The 20,198-nt window shown below is 47.1% G+C and carries 17 protein-coding genes; 6 read left to right on the top strand and 11 right to left on the bottom strand.

Going from position 1 to position 20,198, the window contains the following annotated elements:
• Positions 1–68 precede the first annotated feature (68 nt).
• Positions 69–1,097, top strand: a complete 1,029-nt coding sequence (locus tag DXA74_RS00730; RefSeq protein ID WP_199666048.1) for an N-acetylmuramoyl-L-alanine amidase — start codon at positions 69–71, stop codon at positions 1,095–1,097.
• A gap of 269 nt (positions 1,098–1,366) precedes the next feature.
• Here the strand turns inward: DXA74_RS00730 and DXA74_RS00725 are convergent, their stop codons facing one another.
• On the bottom strand, positions 1,367–3,568 hold the full coding sequence (locus DXA74_RS00725) for a S9 family peptidase (RefSeq protein WP_118524913.1): 2,202 nt from the start codon (positions 3,566–3,568) through the stop codon (positions 1,367–1,369).
• A gap of 176 nt (positions 3,569–3,744) precedes the next feature.
• Here DXA74_RS00725 and DXA74_RS00720 point away from each other — a divergent pair, with 176 nt between their 5' ends.
• Together DXA74_RS00720 and DXA74_RS00715 are read left to right on the top strand one after the other, a co-directional pair.
• Entirely contained in the window at positions 3,745–4,680 is a 936-nt protein-coding gene (locus DXA74_RS00720) for a TIGR01212 family radical SAM protein (protein WP_118524912.1), read from the top strand.
• A 71-nt stretch (positions 4,681–4,751) separates the two neighbouring features.
• Positions 4,752–7,907 (top strand): glycoside hydrolase family 2 TIM barrel-domain containing protein, encoded by a 3,156-nt coding sequence (locus DXA74_RS00715; RefSeq protein ID WP_118524911.1) that lies wholly within the window; start codon positions 4,752–4,754, stop codon positions 7,905–7,907.
• A 175-nt stretch (positions 7,908–8,082) separates the two neighbouring features.
• On the opposite strand, the gene DXA74_RS00710 is transcribed toward DXA74_RS00715, so the two are convergent.
• The 4 genes from DXA74_RS00710 to mtaB all read right to left on the bottom strand — a co-directional run bounded on the left by DXA74_RS00710 (position 8,083) and on the right by mtaB (position 12,347).
• Positions 8,083–8,790 (bottom strand): SAM-dependent methyltransferase, encoded by a 708-nt coding sequence (locus tag DXA74_RS00710; protein ID WP_118524910.1) that lies wholly within the window; start codon positions 8,788–8,790, stop codon positions 8,083–8,085.
• Between the two features lie 9 nt (positions 8,791–8,799).
• The gene (locus tag DXA74_RS00705; protein WP_147400991.1) at positions 8,800–9,789 is read right to left on the bottom strand and encodes a hypothetical protein; all 990 of its coding nucleotides are present in this window, start codon (positions 9,787–9,789) and stop codon (positions 8,800–8,802) included.
• A 150-nt stretch (positions 9,790–9,939) separates the two neighbouring features.
• Entirely contained in the window at positions 9,940–10,995 is a 1,056-nt protein-coding gene (locus tag DXA74_RS00700; protein ID WP_118524966.1) for a glycosyltransferase family 2 protein, read from the bottom strand.
• 5 nt (positions 10,996–11,000) lie between these two features.
• Positions 11,001–12,347: a tRNA (N(6)-L-threonylcarbamoyladenosine(37)-C(2))-methylthiotransferase MtaB gene (gene mtaB, locus DXA74_RS00695; protein WP_118524908.1), complete on the bottom strand. Its 1,347-nt coding sequence runs from the start codon at positions 12,345–12,347 to the stop codon at positions 11,001–11,003.
• 335 nt (positions 12,348–12,682) lie between these two features.
• On the opposite strand from mtaB, the gene DXA74_RS00690 reads away from it, so the two are divergent.
• Positions 12,683–12,886 carry a hypothetical protein gene (locus DXA74_RS00690; RefSeq protein WP_118524907.1) on the top strand — a complete coding sequence of 68 codons (204 nt, stop codon included), beginning with the start codon at positions 12,683–12,685 and terminating at the stop codon, positions 12,884–12,886.
• Between the two features lie 424 nt (positions 12,887–13,310).
• Here DXA74_RS00690 and rplI read toward each other — a convergent pair whose 3' ends face one another.
• Genes rplI through rpsF form a run of 3 tightly spaced genes read right to left on the bottom strand, consistent with a single transcriptional unit; the run spans position 13,311 to position 14,384 of the window.
• Entirely contained in the window at positions 13,311–13,757 is a 447-nt protein-coding gene (gene rplI, locus DXA74_RS00685; RefSeq protein ID WP_118524906.1) for a 50S ribosomal protein L9, read from the bottom strand.
• Positions 13,758–13,773: 16 nt separating this feature from the next.
• Positions 13,774–14,043: a 30S ribosomal protein S18 gene (rpsR, locus tag DXA74_RS00680; protein WP_172604765.1), complete on the bottom strand. Its 270-nt coding sequence runs from the start codon at positions 14,041–14,043 to the stop codon at positions 13,774–13,776.
• Positions 14,043–14,384: a 30S ribosomal protein S6 gene (gene rpsF / locus DXA74_RS00675; protein WP_118524905.1), complete on the bottom strand. Its 342-nt coding sequence runs from the start codon at positions 14,382–14,384 to the stop codon at positions 14,043–14,045. The genes rpsR and rpsF overlap by 1 nt, the downstream gene beginning before the upstream one ends.
• Before the next feature lie 241 nt (positions 14,385–14,625).
• Between rpsF and DXA74_RS00670 the strand changes: the two genes are divergently transcribed.
• Positions 14,626–15,069 (top strand): MarR family winged helix-turn-helix transcriptional regulator, encoded by a 444-nt coding sequence (locus DXA74_RS00670; protein WP_118524904.1) that lies wholly within the window; start codon positions 14,626–14,628, stop codon positions 15,067–15,069.
• Positions 15,070–15,182: 113 nt separating this feature from the next.
• Entirely contained in the window at positions 15,183–15,347 is a 165-nt protein-coding gene (locus DXA74_RS16405) for a hypothetical protein (protein WP_199666046.1), read from the top strand.
• Positions 15,348–15,454: 107 nt separating this feature from the next.
• Here DXA74_RS16405 and DXA74_RS00660 read toward each other — a convergent pair whose 3' ends face one another.
• The 3 genes from DXA74_RS00660 to DXA74_RS00650 all read right to left on the bottom strand — a co-directional run bounded on the left by DXA74_RS00660 (position 15,455) and on the right by DXA74_RS00650 (position 20,099).
• Positions 15,455–16,156, bottom strand: a complete 702-nt coding sequence (locus tag DXA74_RS00660; protein WP_118524903.1) for a response regulator transcription factor — start codon at positions 16,154–16,156, stop codon at positions 15,455–15,457.
• Positions 16,157–16,160: 4 nt separating this feature from the next.
• Positions 16,161–17,693 carry a sensor histidine kinase KdpD gene (locus DXA74_RS00655; protein WP_118524902.1) on the bottom strand — a complete coding sequence of 511 codons (1,533 nt, stop codon included), beginning with the start codon at positions 17,691–17,693 and terminating at the stop codon, positions 16,161–16,163.
• A gap of 249 nt (positions 17,694–17,942) precedes the next feature.
• Entirely contained in the window at positions 17,943–20,099 is a 2,157-nt protein-coding gene (locus tag DXA74_RS00650) for a translation factor GTPase family protein (RefSeq protein WP_118524901.1), read from the bottom strand.
• Between the last annotated feature and the right edge of the window lie 99 nt (positions 20,100–20,198).

Here is a 20,198-nt window from a genome sequence, read left to right as displayed (position 1 = left end):
CCGGGAAATACCCAGTTTTGAGTAACAGAATATTTCTCGAACAAATATTTTTTGTTTATTTTTGCCGCATGAAAAAATCTATATTCAAAACTACGATTCTGGGAATGCTTTTACTGTGTCCCCTGATGATGCAAGCACAAACAACCGTAAAACCCGTATCTGGAGACGGAATCACGACTTTACTGCAACGCTACCGGCTCAATACGCCGGCTAATGTCAGAGAGTTCAAACGAATCAACAAAGGTAAGTTCACGGCCGACGGTGGCCTGATTCTGGGGCGTTCCTATAAACTGCCCCAAACCGGCAGTTCCAACCGCGAAGAAGACGAGGAACAGGAAAGTCGCAAAACCCGAAAAAGCGAAAGGATGAGTAACCGGGAACCGCTCTTCGGCAAACGGTATGAAAAAATTAACCGAGTATCGGACGAGCTGGAAGGAGCCTGCTTCTATCTGGTGAGCGGACATGGAGGTCCCGATCCGGGAGCCATTGGCTATATCGGAAAGCACGAACTGCACGAAGACGAATATGCCTATGACATCATCCTGCGCCTGGCCCGCAACCTGCGGCAACGGGGTGCCAAAGTACATATCATCATTCAGGATGCAAAGGACGGTATCCGGAACGACCACTATCTGAACAACAGCGAACGGGAAACCTGCATGGGCAGCCGCATCCCTCTGAACCAGGTGGCGCGCCTGCAACAGCGGTGTGACAAAATCAATCAGCTGTATCGCAAAGACCGCAGCAGCTACAAGCGGGCGGTATTCGTTCATGTGGACAGCCGGGGACGCTCCAATCAGGTGGATGTGTTCTTCTATCATGCTTTGGGAAGCAAAACGGGAAAGCGTCTGGCGGAAAACATCCGGAAAACATTCGAACAGAAATACGACAAGCATCAGCCAAACCGGGGATTTTCCGGTACGGTCAGCGCCCGCGAGCTTTATGTGCTGCGCAAAGCCACTCCGGCATCGGTTTTTCTGGAATTGGGAAACATCCAAAACAAGAAAGACCAGCAGCGACTGATCATTCCAAGCAACCGGCAGGCTCTGGCGGACTGGATCTGCAAAGGCATCGTGCGTGACTATAAAAACCGATAGCCGAAAAGTCTTCTGAAAATCATTTCGATAAAACCAGAAAATCATCCCGATGTTTTTGAAAAATCATCAGGATGATTTTTTTCATGCGTCACAATCCGGTGAGAAGCCTCATCCGGACAGACCTAAAAACAAATAAAGGAGTTGCTTCGCCCGATGCGAAACAACTCCTTTGCTTTTATAGCTCTTGCTGTCGTCTCCCGCAGGAAACAGTTGCCCTGCGGACCGACAGTCTGAGAAATTCTGCTGCAACTCTTTTCCGAAAGGCTGAATTACTTCAGCTCACGGATAAAGAAGTTCGAGATGCTGGTAAACAGATGGTTGCGGGTGTTTCCACCATAGATACCATGATTACGGTTGGTGTAAGGCAACATCATGAACGGTTTGTCGGCCTGAACCAAAGCCTCGGCATACTCAGCCACATTGCGGAAATGCACATTATCGTCGGCCATACCGTGACAGATCAGCAGCGCACCGTGCAGATTGCCGGCTCTTGAAATCGGGTTGCAATCGTAACCGGTAGGATTCTCCTTCGGAGTGCGCATGAAACGCTCGGTATATACGGTGTCATAGAAACGCCAGCTGGTTGGAGGAGCCACAGCCACTCCGGCAGCAAATACCGGACGGCCTTCGCTCATACTCATCAGGGTGTTGAATCCGCCGAAGCTCCAGCCCCAGATACCGATATTGTCTTTGTCCACATAAGGCAACGAACCGAGATAGATGGCTGTTTCTACCTGGTCTTTTGATTCCAGGTTACCCAGATTCAGATAAGTGCACTGCTCAAAGTCGCGACCACGGCCACCGGTTCCACGTCCGTCCACACAAACCATGATGAAGCCCTCGCCGGCCATATACTGTTCATAAAGGGTTCCGCCCATGTTTCCGGCGTTCCAAGAGTCAACGACCTGCTGTGAGCCCGGTCCGCTATACTGGAAGAGAATTACCGGATACTTCTTCGAAGCATCGAAATTGGCCGGCTTCACCATATATCCGTTCAGTTCCACACCCTCAGAGGTCTTGAAACTGAAGAACTCACGCTTACCCAAATCCAGACCGGCCAGCTTTTCGTTCAGCTCCTTGTTGTCGAGGAGCACCTTGAGCTGCTTGCCCTTATTATTGTAAAGCGAAGTGATGAACGGAGTGTTGATGTTTGAATATACGTTCATGAAATACTTGAAGCTCTTGCTGAAGATGGCACTGTTCTGTCCCAACTGCGGAGTCAGCTTCGTGGTCTTACCGTTGGAAGCGGTGCAGTACACGGCGGTACGCATCGGGCTGTCCTGGTTAGAAGCGTAGTAGAACGCACCGGTAGCCTCATCGTAACCATAGAAGGAAGTCACGTCGAATTTACCTTTGGTCACCTGCTTCACGAGCGAACCGTTGGTGTTATACAGATACAGGTGGTTGAAACCGTCGCGCTCACTCTGCAATACAAAGTAGTTGCCATAGAACTGCACATCGCTGTATGCCTTCTCGGTGATGTATTTAGGAGCCTTGTCGCGCAGAATCATCTTGCACTCGGTAGAGCGCGGATTGGCCATGTAAATCTCCAGATTGTCCTGATGACGGTTGAGCGTATAAATGGCCAGCTTGTTCGGATCATTGGTAAACTTGATACGAGGGATATAGCCGTCGGCAGGGAGCGGCAACTTCATCTGGCGCACCACGCGGGTTTTGATCTCAAAAGAATAGACACTCACCGTGGAGTTGGTCTCGCCGGCTATCGGGTATTTGTATTCATACGCACCGGGATAGTTGGCATAAGCGTCCATGGCCGGAGCGGCTCCCTTGAACAGCGGGAAAGAATAAAGAGGCACTTTGCTCTCGTCGTACTTCACCCACGCAATCATCGTATTGTCGGCATTGAAATCGAAAGAGCAGTCGTTGGAGAACTCTTCCTCGTTCACCCAGTCGGGAATACCGTTGATCACTTCGTTGAATTTACCGTCTTTGGTAATCTGGCTCTCGCTGTTGTTGTAGAGCAGCTTCACCAGGAAGAGGTTGTTCTCGCGTACGAAGGCAATCATGTTTCCGTCGCGTGAGAACATCGGCACCTGCTGCGGTCCGCCTTCTGACAAAGGATCCAGAGTGCGGTTCTCTACATTATAAATATAATATACCGCTGTGTTGGAGTGACGGTAGATAGGACGGGTCTGGGTGCGTACCAGAATGTTCTTCTCATCGGGCGACATGATGTATCCGTCAATGTAATCCAACTTCACATCCTCGGCAGTAGCCACATCAAACAGCACTCCGGTTTTCTCTCCCGTACGGAAAGAATACTTCAGAATCTGCTTGTTGTCTTTACTCAACTGCGAATAGCTCTCGCCATCGTTCATGGGGTTTACTCCATAAATGCGCTGGGCGGAATAAACTCCGTTACACAAATCTTTCAAATTCAGTTTCTTTGCTGCATGCACGGGGCCCACAACCGCCAGACACAGCAAAAGCAAGCGTGCAATCTTCTTCATATCATTGATTTTAATAATAATCTGTAAGTTAAGAGCTACAAAGATAGTTCTTTTTTCTCTCTTAACAGAAGATAACCCTTGTTTTTACAGAACATTCCCCCATTTTTAGCCGGTGATTTTTCTCCTTTTGTTGTATCTTTGTGAAAACAAGAATCAAGAATAAACCGCAAAAAGCAATGGACAAACCGTTCTTATATAATGATTTCGGCTCGTTTCTGAAACGGCACTTCCCTTTCAAGGTGCAGAAAATATCGCTCAACGCCGGCTTTACCTGTCCCAACCGCGACGGCAGCAAAGGACTGGGAGGCTGTACCTTCTGCAACAACCAGACCTTCAATCCGGACTATTGCCGCACCGAGAAAAGCATCACGCAGCAACTGGAGGAGGGAAAGGCTTTCTTTGCCCAAAAATATCCCGACATGAAATATCTGGCTTACTTTCAGGCTTATACCAACACGTATGGCGAGCTGGAGGAGCTTATTCGCAAATACGAAGAAGCATTGGCCACACCGGGAGTCGTGGGGCTGGTCATCGGCACACGCCCCGACTGCATGCCCGACGAACTGCTGGACTATCTCACGGAGCTGAACCGCCGCACCTTCCTGCTCGTGGAATATGGCATTGAAAGCACTTACGACCGCACGCTGGAACGCATCAACCGGGGACATACGTTTGAACAGACCCGGCAGGCGGTGATCCGCACGGCCGAAAGAGGCATCATGGTGGGCGGACATCTGATTCTCGGATTGCCGGGCGAATCGGAAGAGGACATCCTGCACGAAGCGGATTTGCTCTCTGCCCTCCCCCTCACCACCCTGAAGCTGCATCAGCTCCAACTGATTCGGGGCACCAAAATGGCGCATCAGTATGCCGAGCATCCGGAGTGGTTCCATATCTATGATGTCGATGAATATATCCGGCTGGTCGTAGCCTTTGTCGGACGGCTGCGCCGCGACATCGTTCTGGAGCGCTTTGTGTCCCAGTCGCCCAAGAGTCTGCTTATTGCACCGGACTGGGGACTGAAGAACCATGAATTCACTCAAAAAGTATATAAATATATGATAGAATCAGACACGTGGCAGGGAAAGAATGCGGTAAACACGAATTTATAGCCCTCCGTGTTTTATATTTTATTGAAAGATATTATCTTTGTTTCGACATAAATCCTAAACAATTTTTATCTATGGTAAGACAATTTTTATTTTCTTGTGCTTTGCTTTCCAGCTTGGCCCTTCAGGCACAGAAAGGAGACAAGTCTGCTCCGTACTGGCTCGATCCTGAAGTAAACCGCGTGAACTGCGAAGCACCTCGCGCTGCTTTCTTTGCCTATGAAAACACAGACCTGGCTCAGAAAGGCATCAAAAAAGATTCAAAACGCTTTATGTCTCTGGAAGGCGACTGGCGCTTTAACTTTGTAACCAACCATAACGAAGCACCAAAAGGTTTTGAAGCCACTGATTTTGATGACTCCAAATGGGTCAACTTCCCGGTGCCGGGCCTCTTCGAAATCAACGGCTACGGCGACCGCATCTACAAGAATGTGGGTTATGCCTGGAATACACAGTTCGATAACAATCCTCCTTACGTAGAAGAAAAGAATAACTATACCGGATCATACCGCAAGGAAATCCTCGTGCCTGCCGACTGGAAAGGTGAGGACATTTTCCTGCATGTGGGTTCAGCCACCTCAAACCTGAAGGTGTGGGTGAACGGTAAATTCGTGGGCTACAGCGAAGACAGCAAGGTAGCTGCCGAATTTGATCTGACCAAATACCTGAAACCGGGAAAACAGAACCTCATCGCCATGCAGGTGATGCGTTGGTGCGACGGTTCTTATCTGGAAGATCAGGACTTCTGGCGCTTTACCGGTATCGCACGCGAGGTATATCTCTATGCCCGTCCGGAAACTCATCTGGAAGATGTATTCATCACTCCGGATCTGGTAAACAATTATACTGACGGTACTCTGAACATCAAGTTGAATCTGGAGAATGCCAAAGGCAATGATGTAGAACTGACACTGAAAGACGATCAGGGTAAAGTCGTGAAGAGCGAAACGACCAAGGTGGATAAAAACGGAGCTCTGGCTTGTCAATGGGAAGTAAAGAACCCGAAGAAGTGGACCGCAGAAACTCCTAACCTCTACAAGCTGTATATCACCGTAAAAGACGGTGACAAGGTGCTGGAGACCATTCCGCAGAATGTAGGTTTCCGCAAAGTGGAAATCAAGAACGCTCAGGTGCTCGTCAACGGAAAACCGGTATTGTTCAAGGGTGCCAACCGACATGAGATTGATCCGGACGGAGGATACGTCGTATCGGTAGAACGCATGATTGAGGATATCAAGATCATGAAGGAGCTGAACATCAATGCCGTTCGTACCTGCCACTATCCAGACGATCCGAGATGGTATGACTTGTGTGACCAGTATGGTCTGTATCTGGTGGCCGAAACGAATATCGAAAGCCACGGTATGGGATATGGCGAAACAACCCTGGCCAAGAATCCGGCCTACGAGAAGGCACACGTTGAGCGTAATGAACTGAACGTAAAAACATTCAAGAATCATCCGAGCATCATCTTCTGGAGTTTGGGTAACGAAGCCGGATATGGTCCGAACTTCGAAAAGGCATATGATGTAGTCAAAGCTTATGATCCAAGCAGACCGGTACAGTATGAGCGCGCCGGAGATAACGGTAAGACCGATATCTTCTGCCCGATGTATTACGGTTACGGCGGCTGCGAAGGATATGCCAAAAACGACAATCCACGTCCGCTGATCCAGTGTGAGTATGCGCATGCCATGGGTAACTCAATGGGTGGATTCAAGGAATACTGGGATCTGGTACGCAAATATCCGAAATATCAGGGTGGATTTATCTGGGACTTCGTAGACCAGGCTCTGCGCGACTACAACAAGGACGGCAAGATGATCTATACTTATGGTGGTGACTACGGACGTTATCCGGCTACCGACCACAACTTCAACAACAACGGTATCATCAATCCGGACCGCAAGCCGAACCCACATGCCAACGAGGTGCGCTACTATTATCAGAATATCTGGCTCACTCCGGTAAAAGCAGAAAGCGGCGAATTTGAGGTTTATAATGAAAACTTCTTTATCGGTCTGAAGGATTATGCAGAAATCCACTGGTCTCTGGAGGCTCAGGGAGAATCAATCCTGAAAGGCAGCTGCTCTTTGGATGTAGATGCACAGCAGAAAAAGACTGTAACCTTGCCATCTACCAACCAGACTGCTGACTGGACCAAGGCAATTGAAGAGGCTAAGGCTCAAAACAAGGAACTGGTTCTGAATGTAGATGTGAAGCTCGTTAAGGACGAACCGTTATTGGAAAAAGGCTACGACATCGCACGCCAGCAGTTTGTTCTGAACGGATACAAGTTCCCGACAGCAGAAGATGTTCTGAATCAGAAAGCCGAGGCACAGCAGACTGTCAAGAAGGATGAGATGAAGGCAGCCCTGACTCTCGAAGCAAACGGTACGTCTGTAACCTTCAATAAAGCTACCGGATGGGTGGACTATCTGGATGTGAACGGCAAACCGATGCTCGAAAAGGGCTATTCTCTGAAACCGGACTTCTGGCGCGCTCCAACAGACAATGACTACGGTGCCGGACTGCAGAACCGCTTTGCCGCATGGAAGAATCCGCAGTACAACCTCAAATCATTCAAGTGTACCGATAACGGACAGAACAAGTCTGTTGAAGCAGTTTACGACATGCCGGGCGTAGAAGCAACACTCACTATGGTTTATACACTCACTCCTCAGGGAGCTTTGATGGTTGACCAGAAACTGGATGTCAACGAACAGGCCAAGAACAAGCCGGCTTTGATGCGTTTCGGTATGCAGCTGGTAATGCCGCAGGAGTACAACACCATCAACTTCTACGGAAAGGGACCGGGAGAGAACTACGTAGACCGCAACAATGGTGACCGCCTGGGTGTTTATACTCAGAAAGTAGCCGATCAGTACTGGGGCTATATCCGTCCACAGGAAAGCGGAAACAAGACAGAAGTGCGCTATTGGAATGTGGTTAACTCAGCAAATAACGGTCTGAAGTTCTACGGAACAGCACCTCTGGAATGCAGCTCCCTGAACTATCTGGCTGAAGATTTGGACGACGGACCGGACAAGTACCTGCACCAGAGTCACTCCGGCGACCTCACTCCAAGAAACTTCACTGTAGTGAAACTGGCTTCCAAGCAGATGGGTCTGGGTTGCGTCGACAGCTGGGGCTCATGGCCACGAGGCGAATATCTGGTACCTTACCAGGATTATCAGTTCAACTTCGTGATTACTCCGGAGAAGAAATAAGTTTCTATAACCTAAAAGGGATGTTCCGTATTTTGGCGGAACATCCCTTATTTTATTTCCCCTTAAAAGAAAGATAACAAAAAAGCTCTGTCAGATTCCACGGTCTTCGGGAACTGACAGAGCTTTTTGTATGATAGATGAGAGCAATCTGCTCCACATGTCATAGGCTACAACGTTATTTGTAAATCAAGAAGATTGCCGGAATCTTACTCAAGTCAGGCAAAGTAGTCGCTTTCCATTCCTTTATGGTCTTTGTATGGATATATTCTTCGGCACAGGTAATTCCGGCCGCGATACAAAGACGGGTTGATGGCTTGCAGGTACGCAACAGCTCCTCAATCATTTTTGCATTGCGATAAGGAGTTTCAATGAAGAGTTGAGTCTGGTGTTCCTGATAAACCTTTTGTTCCAGAGATTTGATTTTCTGAATGCGCTCGCCCGGATTGATCGGCAGATAACCGTTGAAGGCAAAGCTCTGTCCATTGAATCCGGAGGCCATTACTGCCAGAATCATGGACGAAGGGCCCACGAGCGGTATCACCCTCAACCCCTTACGCTGCGCAATGGCAACCACATCCGAACCCGGATCGGCCACCGCCGGACAGCCGGCCTCTGAAAGCATTCCCATCGGGATGCCCTGTTCCAAAGGTTTGAGATAAGAAGCAAACACATCATGCGACGCGTGCTTGCCCATCGGATAGAAGGTCAGCTCGTCAATCACAATCGAACTGTCCACCTTCTTTAGAAATCTACGGGCCGAACGGACATCCTCTACAATGAAATGCTTCAGTCCCAAAATGATTTCCTTGTTATATGCCGGCAACACTGCACTGATGGCAGTATCGCCCAAAGTTACCGGTAATAAATAAAGTGCCGCTTCCATTTTTTACGTTTACGGATTATATCCTGAATTTTGATAAATAGTATCTGGATGAAGATGCAGCAGCTCTTGCCATTGTGCCTTTTTATGATGTTTCATATAACTGTCCACAATCTGACCTCCCAGCCACAGTCCCAACTGGTCGGATGATCCGGTTCCGAAAAAGACCGTATACTCACGGGGGTCCATAAACTCTCTGATGCGTGCCCAGTCTGTTGTCTGCAACATGTCATTTTCCTTCAGCCAGTTCCAGACCTGCTTTTCGTGGCTGATGCACCAGGCACGGCGTTCGCCCGTGAAATTCATTTCTTCGTATAAAGGTTTCTTCAGCAAATGCGAGATAATCCAATGAATCTTTCCGGCAGTGACCATCCGCTGCAAAAGTGTGCGACTGGTATGTGCTCCATATAAGTCGCCGAGATAGTAGAACAGAATGTCGGGAACAATCTGGTCGCGCTCCATGCTTCTGCGCTGATAGCTGTAGTAATAATCCTTATACAAAGGAAAGTCGGCGCCCAAATATTTATCCAGTCCCACTCCGATAACGGAATCACTGATAACGATACTCTCGTTCAGGGCACACACCTGAGCATAGATACACGGAACCACAAAACTGGTATCGGCTTTCTTCAAGGCAGCAAACACTTCGGTCAGCTGTTCCTCTTCGGGCTCCAGATCACCATATTGGCGACGCACCTCGGCATACAAGCTTTGCACGATGGAATCCTGATAAAAGGCACGCAGTTTACGGTCAATACCGGGATCCTGCACATCGCCTATGGCAAGTACATTCTCAATGAGCATGCTGGTTTGCAGAGAAAACTCCGTGTTGAGCCGCTGCAATGCCGAATAGCTGTTCAAAGACACAAAATCGTCCATCACCTCATCGTAACGAATGATTTTCACTTCGTCGTCCGAGGCATCCACCCATCTCTGCCAATTGCCCGTGCAGGATGCCAGCATCATGCACAGGAGCAAGAATATATATTTAATTGCTTTCAAGGTTTTCTACACTTATTTTAGTAAATGCAAAAATAGCAAAGAATCCCTTAAAAAACAATTTTTATTCAAAAAAACAGAAAAAGTTTTTAAAAGTCGCTTTTTCCTTTTTCCGGCAGGATGTGCCCTAAACAAGAACTGCCCTCACCGCTCTCAACACATGAAGTGATTGCGGGAGGAAAGTTGTGAAAAGTTTTTCTGCTTACGCAGCATATAAAGAAAGACCATGCTCTTGGGGAAGATACAGCGGTGGGTCTGACAAACAGCCTTCTGCTGCACCTCGCTGCGCTTGATTTTGTACTGTGGCTTAAAGGCACGGTAGGCATTATGCGCCCGAATCACCGCCTTGAAATCTCCCCACTTTCCTTTCAGCAGGAACTGCACAGCCGCCACACCGTCGAGTACCATGCGGGCCAACAGAATCTTCTGCAACTGACTGTCGGGCAAATTCTTATAAAGCATCAGCAAATTGTTCCGGAAGTTCAGATAGGTCTTATGCGGATTTTCCTTAGGCAGTGTACCCCCTCCCCAGTGATAAGCCACCGAATCGGGAATGCACACCAGTTTCCGTCCCATGGTGTTCAACCGCCAGCACAGATCAATCTCCTCCATGTGGGCAAAGAAATCTCCGTCGAGTCCGCCGGCATTCCAATAGTCTTCGCGGCGAATCATCAGGGCTGCGCCAGTGGCCCAGAATATTTCGGTCACCGTGTCGTACTGGCCGCGGTCCACCTCTACCGTATCGAGCACACGGCCCCGGCAGAAAGGATAACCCAGATAATCGAGATAACCGCCTGCAGCACCGGCATACTCAAAGCTGTCTTTCTGGAAATAACTCAGCAGTTTGGGCTGACAGGCTGCCACCTCGGGATGCGCATCCATATAGCGCACCAGCGGTTCGAGCCATCCGGGAGTCACCTCCACATCGGAATTGAGCAACAGATAATAGGTTGCGTCAATCTGCTGCAACGCACGGTTGTAGCCCTCGGCGAAACCATAATTCCGGTCGAGGATGATGAGCGGAACCTGAGGAAATTCCTTTTTAAGATATTCAATGGAATCATCGGTCGAAGCGTTGTCGGCCACATAGACCGTTCCCAACGGTTCGGTATTCGCAACCACTCCGGCCAGGAACTTCTCGAGCATTTTCTTTCCGTTCCAGTTCAGGATGACCACAGCCACCCGATCCCTTTCTTCGTTCTCTTTCATAGAAATCATATTAATTGGGCATTCACCATGCCGTTTTCTTCGTTCAAATCCATCAGACGTACCTTCACGATACGGTTATCCTCCAGCGGAGCATCCGGATGCAGCTCTACCTTGATATAATTATCGGTAAATCCGTGCATCACCAGCGGATTCTTGGAGCGTTCCAGCAGCACGCTGCGCTCCTGTCCCAGATAACGGCGGTAGAAAGCATTCAGTTTGCGGTCGGACAGCTCCAACAGGATCTGGCTGCGACGATGCTTTTCCTCGGCGCTTACCTGATGGTCGATTTCCAGTGCCTTGGTGCCCGGACGCTCAGAATAGCTGAACACATGCAGCTGGGAAATGTCGAGCGACTCGATAAAACGGCAGGCATCCTCGAAATAGGCTTCCGTTTCACCACGGGTACCCACGATGACATCCACTCCGATAAAGGCGTCGGGCATCAGTTCGCAAATACGCTCCACCTTGGAACGGAACAGGGCCGTGTCGTACTTGCGGCGCATCAGGCGCAGCACCTCATCGCTTCCGCTCTGCAGCGGAATGTGGAAGTGAGGCATGAAAGCACGCGATGTGGCGCAATATTGCAGGATTTCGTCCGTCAGCAGATTCGGCTCAATCGAAGAGATGCGATAGCGTTCAATGCCCTCCACCTGATCGAGCGCCTTAATCAAATCCAGAAAACTCTCCTTGGTGGTGCGTCCGAAATCGCCGATGTTCACACCGGTCAGCACAATTTCCTTTCCGCCCTCGCGCGCCACTCCTTCGGCCTGCTCTACCAGCGAGGCGATGGAACCGTTGCGGCTTCGTCCGCGGGCAAACGGAATGGTACAGTAGGTACAGTAATAATCGCAGCCATCCTGCACTTTCAGAAAATAGCGGGTACGGTCGCCGCAGGAGCAAGAAGGTGCAAAGGTGCGGATGTCCTTCACGGCCACCGTATGCGACTCATGCGCAGCGTCGGCCGGTTTTCTTTCCTGAGGCAACAGCGGCAGGCGCTCTTCCAGATACTTCAGGATATCGCCTTTCTGCTCGGCACCCAAAACCAGGTCCACGCCCTCGATGGCTGAAACCACTCCGGGTTTGAGCTGGGCATAGCAACCGGTTACTACCACAAATGCGCCGGGATGCTGTTTCACCATCTTATGAATGGCCTGACGGCACTTATGATCGGCCACCTCAGTCACCGAACAAGTGTTGATGATACAGATATCCGCCTTCTCGCCCTCGCGCACAGTCTCCACGCCCATCTGCTTCAGAAGTTTTCCCACAGAAGAGGTCTCGGCAAAATTCAGCTTACAACCCAAAGTGTAGTAAGCCGCCTTCTTATTTTGAAATATAGATGCTTCGGTCATACTTTATTATATAGATACGAAATACAAAAATAAAAAAAAATGACCATATACCTCTGTATTCTCTTCATTAATTAGATTTTAATAAGAAACCCAAGGGGGTAAAAATCACAGAAAAAGGGGTTCATAACATAAAAAGACGCTTCTAAGGAAAAAAATTCGAATAGCCCCTCATTTTTAACATTTCACAAAATATTGAAATTCAGATAGTTATAAGAAAAATGGAAAAAAGTAAGAAAAAAAGTTGCCCAAAGTAGTACAACGTATCAAAAAACTCCTTACCTTTGCAATGTTTTAATAAGCAATTGATTGTTTTACAGATTTAAAAAAGCAGAAAAATGAAAAAATTAGCATTTGTTTTCGTAGCTGGTTTGGCTATGTCTTTCGCATCTTGTGGTAACAAAACTGAGCAGGCTGCTGCAACTGACAGCATCGCAGCTGACACTACTGTAGCTGTTGAGACTATCGACTCTGTTGCTACTGACTCTGTTGCTACTGACTCTGTAGCTGCTGACACTACTGCAGCTCCTGTAGCTGAATAATTCAGATTACGAAAGCAAAAAACTTAGAGGTTTGCCCTGTGAAGGACAAACCTTTTTTTATTGCCTTTTCGCAAAAGGCAACATCTCATCCCCTGACATTTCACCTACCCGACAGCAAGACACAACAATCCGACAATCACCTAAAAGAAAAAGACTAGAAAAATACTTCCTAAAGAACTCTTATCAGGACGCATTTCCATGCACACACCCTATCGGCAAACTCTTTCACCCCAAACACACTATAGAAAAGAAAAAATGATCCTGATGATTTCAGAAAACCATCAGGATCATTTTATAAAATCATTATGATGTTTTTTTCACTTCATCCGGAGAACCCCAAAACAAAAGAAGCGCTCCTTATGGGAACGCCTGGAAACAAAAAAAAAGCAGGAAACAAGTTCCTGCTTTTCATATTCTGTAATGATTAAGCCTCTTCTGCAACAACTTCGAAAGGAATCTCAACAGAAACTTCCTTGTGAAGCTTAACAGTTGCTACGTAAGAACCTACAGCCTTAACATCCTTAACGATGATGATCTTACGATCGATGCTGAAGCCCTTCTTCTGCAACTCTTCTGCAATCTGCAAGCTGTTTACTGAACCGTAGATAACACCGGTAGCGCTTACCTTAGTAGGGATAGTCAATGAAACCTCACCCAACTTAGCAGCCAAAGCCAATGCATCGTTCTTGATTTTCTCCAACTTGTGTGCCTTCTGCTTCAAATCCTCTGCCAGAACCTTCTTTGCAGACTCAGAAGCGATAACACCCTTACCAGTAGGAATAAGATAGTTACGTCCGTAACCAGGCTTTACATTTACAATATCATTCTTGTAACCCAAGCCAATAACGTCTTCTTTCAATATAATTTCCATGCTTACTCCTCCTTAATTATTTCATCATATCAGTTACAAATGGAAGAAGAGCCAAGTGACGAGCTCTCTTAACAGCCTGAGCCACACGACGCTGATACTTCAAAGAAGTACCGGTGATACGACGTGGAAGGATCTTACCCTGCTCGTTCAAGAATTTCTTCAAGAATTCAGGATCCTTATAATCGATGTACTTAATACCGCTTTTCTTGAAACGACAGTATTTCTTTTTCTTTACGTCAACTGTGGGCGGAGTCAAATATCTGATTTCTGATTGCTGTGCCATGATTAATCCTCCTTTTTAACTTTGTTATTTCTTCTCTTCTCAGCATATTCTGCTGCGTACTTCTCCATCTTTACAGTCAAGTAGCGAAGTACTTTCTCATCACGACGGTAATTTACCTCCAAAGTCTTAATTACCTCTGGCTGTGCCTTGAACTCAATCAGGATGTAGAAACCTGTTGATTTCTTATCAATAGCATAAGCCAACTTCTTCAGGCCCCAGTTCTCTTCGTTGATAATCTCTGCACCATTGCTGGTCAGGATACCCTTGAACTTGTTGACCGCTTCCTTCATCTGATCATCAGACAAAACGGGAGTTAAAATGAAAACGGTTTCGTATTGATTCATAAATACGTTAATTAATAGATTATTTGTTAAATTTCAAAATGCGGTGCAAAGATAGCAGGAAATGATTGATCTTGCAAGCATTCGTCCGGATTTTTAGCTTTTTTCATGGAAGTTAATATAAAACGCGCCCGAAAAAAGCCCTACAATATTCAAAAATATATAATAATGAGAAGTTTTACGCGCTCTGTTGACAAAAACATTGTATATTTGTTCGTTTATGAACATTTTATTCAGATAGTGCGTGGAACAATTTAGCTTTGACATCAAATTAATCTTTGCCATTCTCAACGGTAAAGTATCTGCCGCCATAAACCGGAAACTGTATCGGAATTTCAGAGAATATAATCTGGACATAACTCCGGAACAGTGGACTGTGCTGCTCTTCCTTTGGGAAAAAGAAGGCGTGACACAACAGGAACTGTGCCATGTAACCTTCAAGGACAAACCGAGCATGACACGCCTCATCAACAACATGGAAAAGCAGAATCTGGTGAAAAGAACCGCCTGCGATACCGACAAGAGAATAAACCTGATCTATCTCACTTCCTATGGCCGGAGCCTGGAAGACAAGTCGAGATATGTGGCCAACAAGACCCTCAAGGAGGCTCTGCGCGGACTGACGATTGAGGAACTGAGAGTTAGTCAGGACGTATTAAGAAAAGTGTTTTCAAATACAAAAGACTAATTTATCGGGCCATTATTGTTTTTTTATTTCGAAAAGTTTCTGTTTTTAAAGAATTATGCTTTAATTTGTGGAACAAATCAAGAAAGAAATAACTTAAAACAATAATAAACGCTATGAAGTATTTAGGACTGCTCCTCATTATTTTAGGAGCCATCATTTTGATTCTAAGCTATACATTTGGCTGGGTGGACAACAATATGGTTAACGGTGGCGCTCTGGTGCTGATGATTATCGGACTGATTGCGCACATCATCCTGAACAAGAAATACCAGGATTAAACATCCGACTTTTTGTTTCTATAAGGTCTGCATCTATCCAAAAAGACAAAAAAAACAGGCAATCCTTCGGGGTTGCCTGTTTTTTTGTCTTCCTATCTTATAAAGAATTATTCCTCTTCTCTGGGAACAATCAGACGGTATCCCTTACCGTGAACGTTGTTGATCTCGATAGACGGATCGTCTTTCAGGTGCTTACGCAGCTTGGTGATATATACATCCATACTGCGTGCGTTGAAATAGTTGTCGTCAATCCAGATGGTCTTCAGAGCCAACTCACGCTGCAACACGTCGTTTGCATGGGCACACAGCAAAGACAGCAACTCGCTCTCCTTGGTAGTCAGCTTGGTCTGCTTCTCGCCGATAGACAGAATCTGGCGCTGAGTGTCGAAAGTGAAGTTACCCAACTTGTAAACGCTGGTTTCCTTAACCTTCTTTCCTCTTACACGGCGCAAAATGGCCTCCATACGGAAAACAAGCTCTTCCATAGAGAATGGCTTGGTGATATAGTCATCGGCACCGATCTTGAATCCGTCAAAGATATCTTCCTTGAGGTTCTTGGCAGTAAGGAAAATAATAGGTACTTCCTGATTGATCTGACGGATTTCCTGAGCCAGAGCGAAACCGTCTTTCTTCGGCATCATCACATCCAGCACACACAAGTCGTACTTGTTTTTCAGGAAAGCCTTGTAACCTACTTCTCCATCCGGATAAAGTTCGGCATCATATCCCTTTGCCTGCAAATATTCACGGAGCAGCATACCCAGGCTCTCATCATCTTCACACAACAGAATTCTTAACTTATCTTCCATAATTCTAGTTTTTTAATGTCGGTATTGTTATTATAAATTTAGTTCCTTCTCCTAATTCGCTCTCGGCGCGAATGTTTCCCTTATGCAAATCTATGATCTTCTTCACGTAGGCCAGTCCGAGACCGAAGCCCTTCACATCGTGCTTGTTGCCGGTGTACACGCGATAGAATTTCTCAAAGATGCGCTTCAGGTCATCTTTCTGAATGCCGATTCCGTTGTCCTCTACACTGATGTAGAGTTTGCCGTGAGCATTCCATGTGCGTAGCGTCAGATGCAGCTGCACATCGTCACGTTTGTATTTCACGGCGTTGTCCATCAGATTGAAAATCACATTCGTGAAGTGCATCTCATCGACATAGATCTGTGCATCTTCGGCCTGAAGGTCGGAAGTGATTTCACCGCCGTTTTGCGATACTTTCAGCGTAAAGGTCTTGATGACTCCCGAAATCAGGGCGTTGGCATCAATCTCCTTCGGCTTGAAGGCAATGTTATCGCGGTCGTAAAGCGACATCTGCAACACTTTCTCTACCTGGAAACGCAGACGCTTGGTTTCGTCATTAATCACCCGCGACAGGCTTTCATACATCTGATCGGTCTTCTTGATGGACTGGTCTGCCAGCATCTGGGCGGCCAGAGAGATGGAAGACAACGGGGTCTTGAACTCGTGCGTCATGTTGTTGATAAAGTCGTTCTTCATCTCCGACACTTTCTTCTGGCGCAGAATGATGTAGACCGTAAAGATAAACGTAACGAGCAGGATGACCGTAAAGATCAATGACGGAATCATCATTCGGGCAGTACCCAGAATATAATGGTTCATGTCGGGGAAGTGAATCCGCACAATGCCCATCTTGTTTGAGGAATCGTTCCGGAAAAGCACCTGCGAATAGGTGTATTCCTCTCCTTTGCTCTCGTAGTCAGGACAGCGGTACACCTCGCGTCCGTCGCTCGTGGTCACCGTAAAGTGATAGGGCAAGTGAATGCCGTTGCACTCCAGGGCCGAACGGATATCCTGGTCGAACAGTTTAAAGTTGATTCGTTCCGACAGCGGACGGTTACTGGCCTGATAGAGGATGGAGTAAATCACCTCATCGAGCACTCCTTTCTGATACACATAGGCGTTCTTTACAAAAGCCTGAAATGCCTTGGAAGCCTCACTGATGGAATTCTTGCTTTTCAGTGTCAAAGCCTTCGGCATCTTCGACGGCTTCTTGATCTTGCTGGTCACCTGAAAAGAAGAATTGAATTTTGTAGCACTATCCAGCAGCGGTCCGCTCTGCAACATGAGCAGATAGTCGAGAGAATCGAGCTGACTGCGATAAAGCTCGGACTCCAGCGAAATCTTTTCCAGATACCGGAAAGTTTCGTTCTGCTCCAGATTACGGGCCGCCTGATCCAGACTACGAAAGACAGATTCATCAAACTGTTCCTTACGCATTTTGGTCATCTGCCTGATATAGGTAGTCTGCAAATAGAGTAACGCCAACAGCGAACACCCCATGATTACACTGATTATCCAAATAGTTGACTTCTTCATATCCGCAAATATAAAGCACCGTTTATAGAAAATAAATTGAAACTTCAAAAAAAAACCGCAATTTTAACCGAATTAACAAAAACCACCCGTTTTATGTTCGCATAACAAACTTAACTGTATTATTTATATATTCGAAAAGAAAAAAGAGCCGCATCTGAATCTTTCTTAAAAAAGGAAAGAAGCAGATACGGCTCTTGTCTGGTCATCTTGACATGTATTGCTCAAAGGCAATCATGGATAGCATTTTCATTATTCGGCACCTTCGGTAGCTTCGAACTGCTTCATGAGCTGAGCCTGAACATCGGCCGGTACCAACTCATAGCTTGCATACTTCATGATGAATGAAGCGCGGCCACCGGTAAGTGAACTCAAAGAGGTACTGTAGTTAGACATTTCCTTCAAAGGAACCTTGGCTACCAGTTTCTCATATCCGTTCTCGCTGGACATACCCAGAATCATACCGCGGCGTCCCTGCAAGTCGCTCATCACATCACCCATCTTGTCAGAAGGTACAAATACTTCTACATCGTAGATCGGTTCGAGCAACTTAGGAGCGGCATTCTTGAAGGCCTGACTGAAGGCGTTGCGACCGGCCAGCATAAATGACAATTCATTGGAATCTACCGGGTGCATTTTTCCGTCGTAAACAATGACACGCACGTCGCGAGCATAAGAACCGGTAAGCGGACCCTGCTCCATACGCTGCATCACGCCCTTCAGAATGGCCGGCATAAAGCGTGCATCGATGGCACCACCCACTACGGAGTTGATGAATACCAGCTTACCGCCCCACTCCAGCGATACTTCTTCCTTACCTTTTATATTAATGCGGTACTCCTGTCCATCGAACTTGTATACGTCCGGATCAGGCATGCCTTCATAATATGGCTCTACAATGAGGTGCACCTCACCAAACTGACCGGCACCACCGGACTGTTTCTTGTGACGGTAATCGGCACGGGCTGCCTTGGTGATGGTTTCACGATATGGGATACGCGGCTCGTCGAACACGATATTGATCTTGTCAATGTTCTCCATACGCCATTTCAAAGTGCGCAGGTGGAACTCACCCTGACCGTGAAGCAGAATCTGACGCAACTCCTTGCTCTGCTCTACCATCCAGGTCGGATCCTCTTCGTGCATACGCCACAGAGCGTTCATCATCTTCTCGGTTTCAGCCTCGTTCTGGGCACGCACCGCACGGGTGTACTTCGGATTCGGATATTTGATGAAGTTGAAGCGGTTCTCGGCATCCTTGGCATTCAAGGTGTTTCCGGTCTTCACATCTTTCAGTTTTACAGTACAACCGATATCACCGGCAACCAGTTCCTCTACCTTGATACGGTTCGGACCGGCACAGACAAACAGCTGCGACATGCGCTCCTTGGAACCACGGTCGGCATTAGTCAGGTCATCACCTTCGTGCACCTTACCACTCATTACCTTGAAGTACTGCACCTCACCGATATGCGGCTCTACTGCGGTCTTGAAGAAATAAAGAGAAGTCGGTCCTTCTGAATCGGGCACCACTTCCACACCACGGGTATTGTGCACCTTAGGCATCTCGTTTACAAACGGAACCACGTTGCCCAGGAATTCCATCAAACGGCGCACACCCATATCCTTACCGGCGCAAACGCAGAATACCGGGAACATGCTGCGGGCAGCCAGTCCCTTGCGGATACCCTCACGCATCTCGTCTTCGGTCAGACTCTCGCTCTCGAAGAATTTCTCCATCAGGCTTTCGTCGTTCTCGGCAGCAGCCTCAACCAAAGCCTTGTGCATCATCATGGCTTTCTCTTTCTGGTCTTCCGGAATCTCTTCGATGGTCGGTTCGCCGCCATCCGGACCCCAGGAATATTTTTTCATCAGCAACACATCAATCAATGAGTTGAATGAAGGACCTGTCTCAATAGGATACTGCACCGGTACCACCTTGTTACCGTAAATGGAAATCAGCTGATCGAGAATCATGTCGTAGTCGCACTTCTCGTCGTCCAACTGGTTCACCAGGAAAATCACCGGCTTACCCAGCTTCTCAGTATAGCGGAAGTGATTCTGTGTTCCTACCTCCGGACCATACTGTCCATTCAACAATAAGATAGCGGTATCTGTAACATTCAGTGCGGTAATGGCGCTTCCGATAAAGTCGTCCGCTCCCGGACAGTCGATGATATTAAGTTTTTTCTGGTTCCATTCTACATGAAATACAGAAGAAAAAACAGAGTATCCATATTCTTGTTCTACTGGGAAATAATCGCTTACTGTATTCTTTGCCGTGATTCTTCCTCTGCGTTTGATCAATCCGCTCTCATAGAGCAACGCTTCTGTCAAAGTGGTTTTACCTGAACCGTCATTTCCTAATAAGGCAATGTTCTTAATCTCATTTGTTTGATATATTCTCATGATGTAATATATTTTTAAGGTTTTATTTTTTAGCGAGGGCAATTTATAAAAAAACATCGAAGACGCCATAAAAAAAAGAACTTATTATTTATGTTATTC

This window comes from Bacteroides sp. OF04-15BH (assembly GCF_003477995.1).
GTDB lineage: Bacteria > Bacteroidota > Bacteroidia > Bacteroidales > Bacteroidaceae > Paraprevotella.
The sequence above is the reverse complement of the archived record's forward strand: the minus strand, read 5'-3'. Positions and strand labels throughout refer to the sequence as shown.

Coding starts and splice junctions, on each gene's coding strand:
- DXA74_RS00660 (WP_118524903.1), bottom strand. CDS start 16,156: ATGGAAGATAAGTTAAGAATTCTGTTGTGTGAAGATGATGAGAGCCTG.
- DXA74_RS00655 (WP_118524902.1), bottom strand. CDS start 17,693: ATGAAGAAGTCAACTATTTGGATAATCAGTGTAATCATGGGGTGTTCG.
- DXA74_RS00715 (WP_118524911.1), top strand. CDS start 4,752: ATGGTAAGACAATTTTTATTTTCTTGTGCTTTGCTTTCCAGCTTGGCC.
- DXA74_RS00725 (WP_118524913.1), bottom strand. CDS start 3,568: ATGAAGAAGATTGCACGCTTGCTTTTGCTGTGTCTGGCGGTTGTGGGC.
- rpsF (WP_118524905.1), bottom strand. CDS start 14,384: ATGAATCAATACGAAACCGTTTTCATTTTAACTCCCGTTTTGTCTGAT.
- DXA74_RS00730 (WP_199666048.1), top strand. CDS start 69: ATGAAAAAATCTATATTCAAAACTACGATTCTGGGAATGCTTTTACTG.
- DXA74_RS00720 (WP_118524912.1), top strand. CDS start 3,745: ATGGACAAACCGTTCTTATATAATGATTTCGGCTCGTTTCTGAAACGG.
- rplI (WP_118524906.1), bottom strand. CDS start 13,757: ATGGAAATTATATTGAAAGAAGACGTTATTGGCTTGGGTTACAAGAAT.
- DXA74_RS00690 (WP_118524907.1), top strand. CDS start 12,683: ATGAAAAAATTAGCATTTGTTTTCGTAGCTGGTTTGGCTATGTCTTTC.
- DXA74_RS16405 (WP_199666046.1), top strand. CDS start 15,183: ATGAAGTATTTAGGACTGCTCCTCATTATTTTAGGAGCCATCATTTTG.
- DXA74_RS00700 (WP_118524966.1), bottom strand. CDS start 10,995: ATGAAAGAGAACGAAGAAAGGGATCGGGTGGCTGTGGTCATCCTGAAC.
- DXA74_RS00650 (WP_118524901.1), bottom strand. CDS start 20,099: ATGAGAATATATCAAACAAATGAGATTAAGAACATTGCCTTATTAGGA.
- mtaB (WP_118524908.1), bottom strand. CDS start 12,347: ATGACCGAAGCATCTATATTTCAAAATAAGAAGGCGGCTTACTACACT.
- DXA74_RS00710 (WP_118524910.1), bottom strand. CDS start 8,790: ATGGAAGCGGCACTTTATTTATTACCGGTAACTTTGGGCGATACTGCC.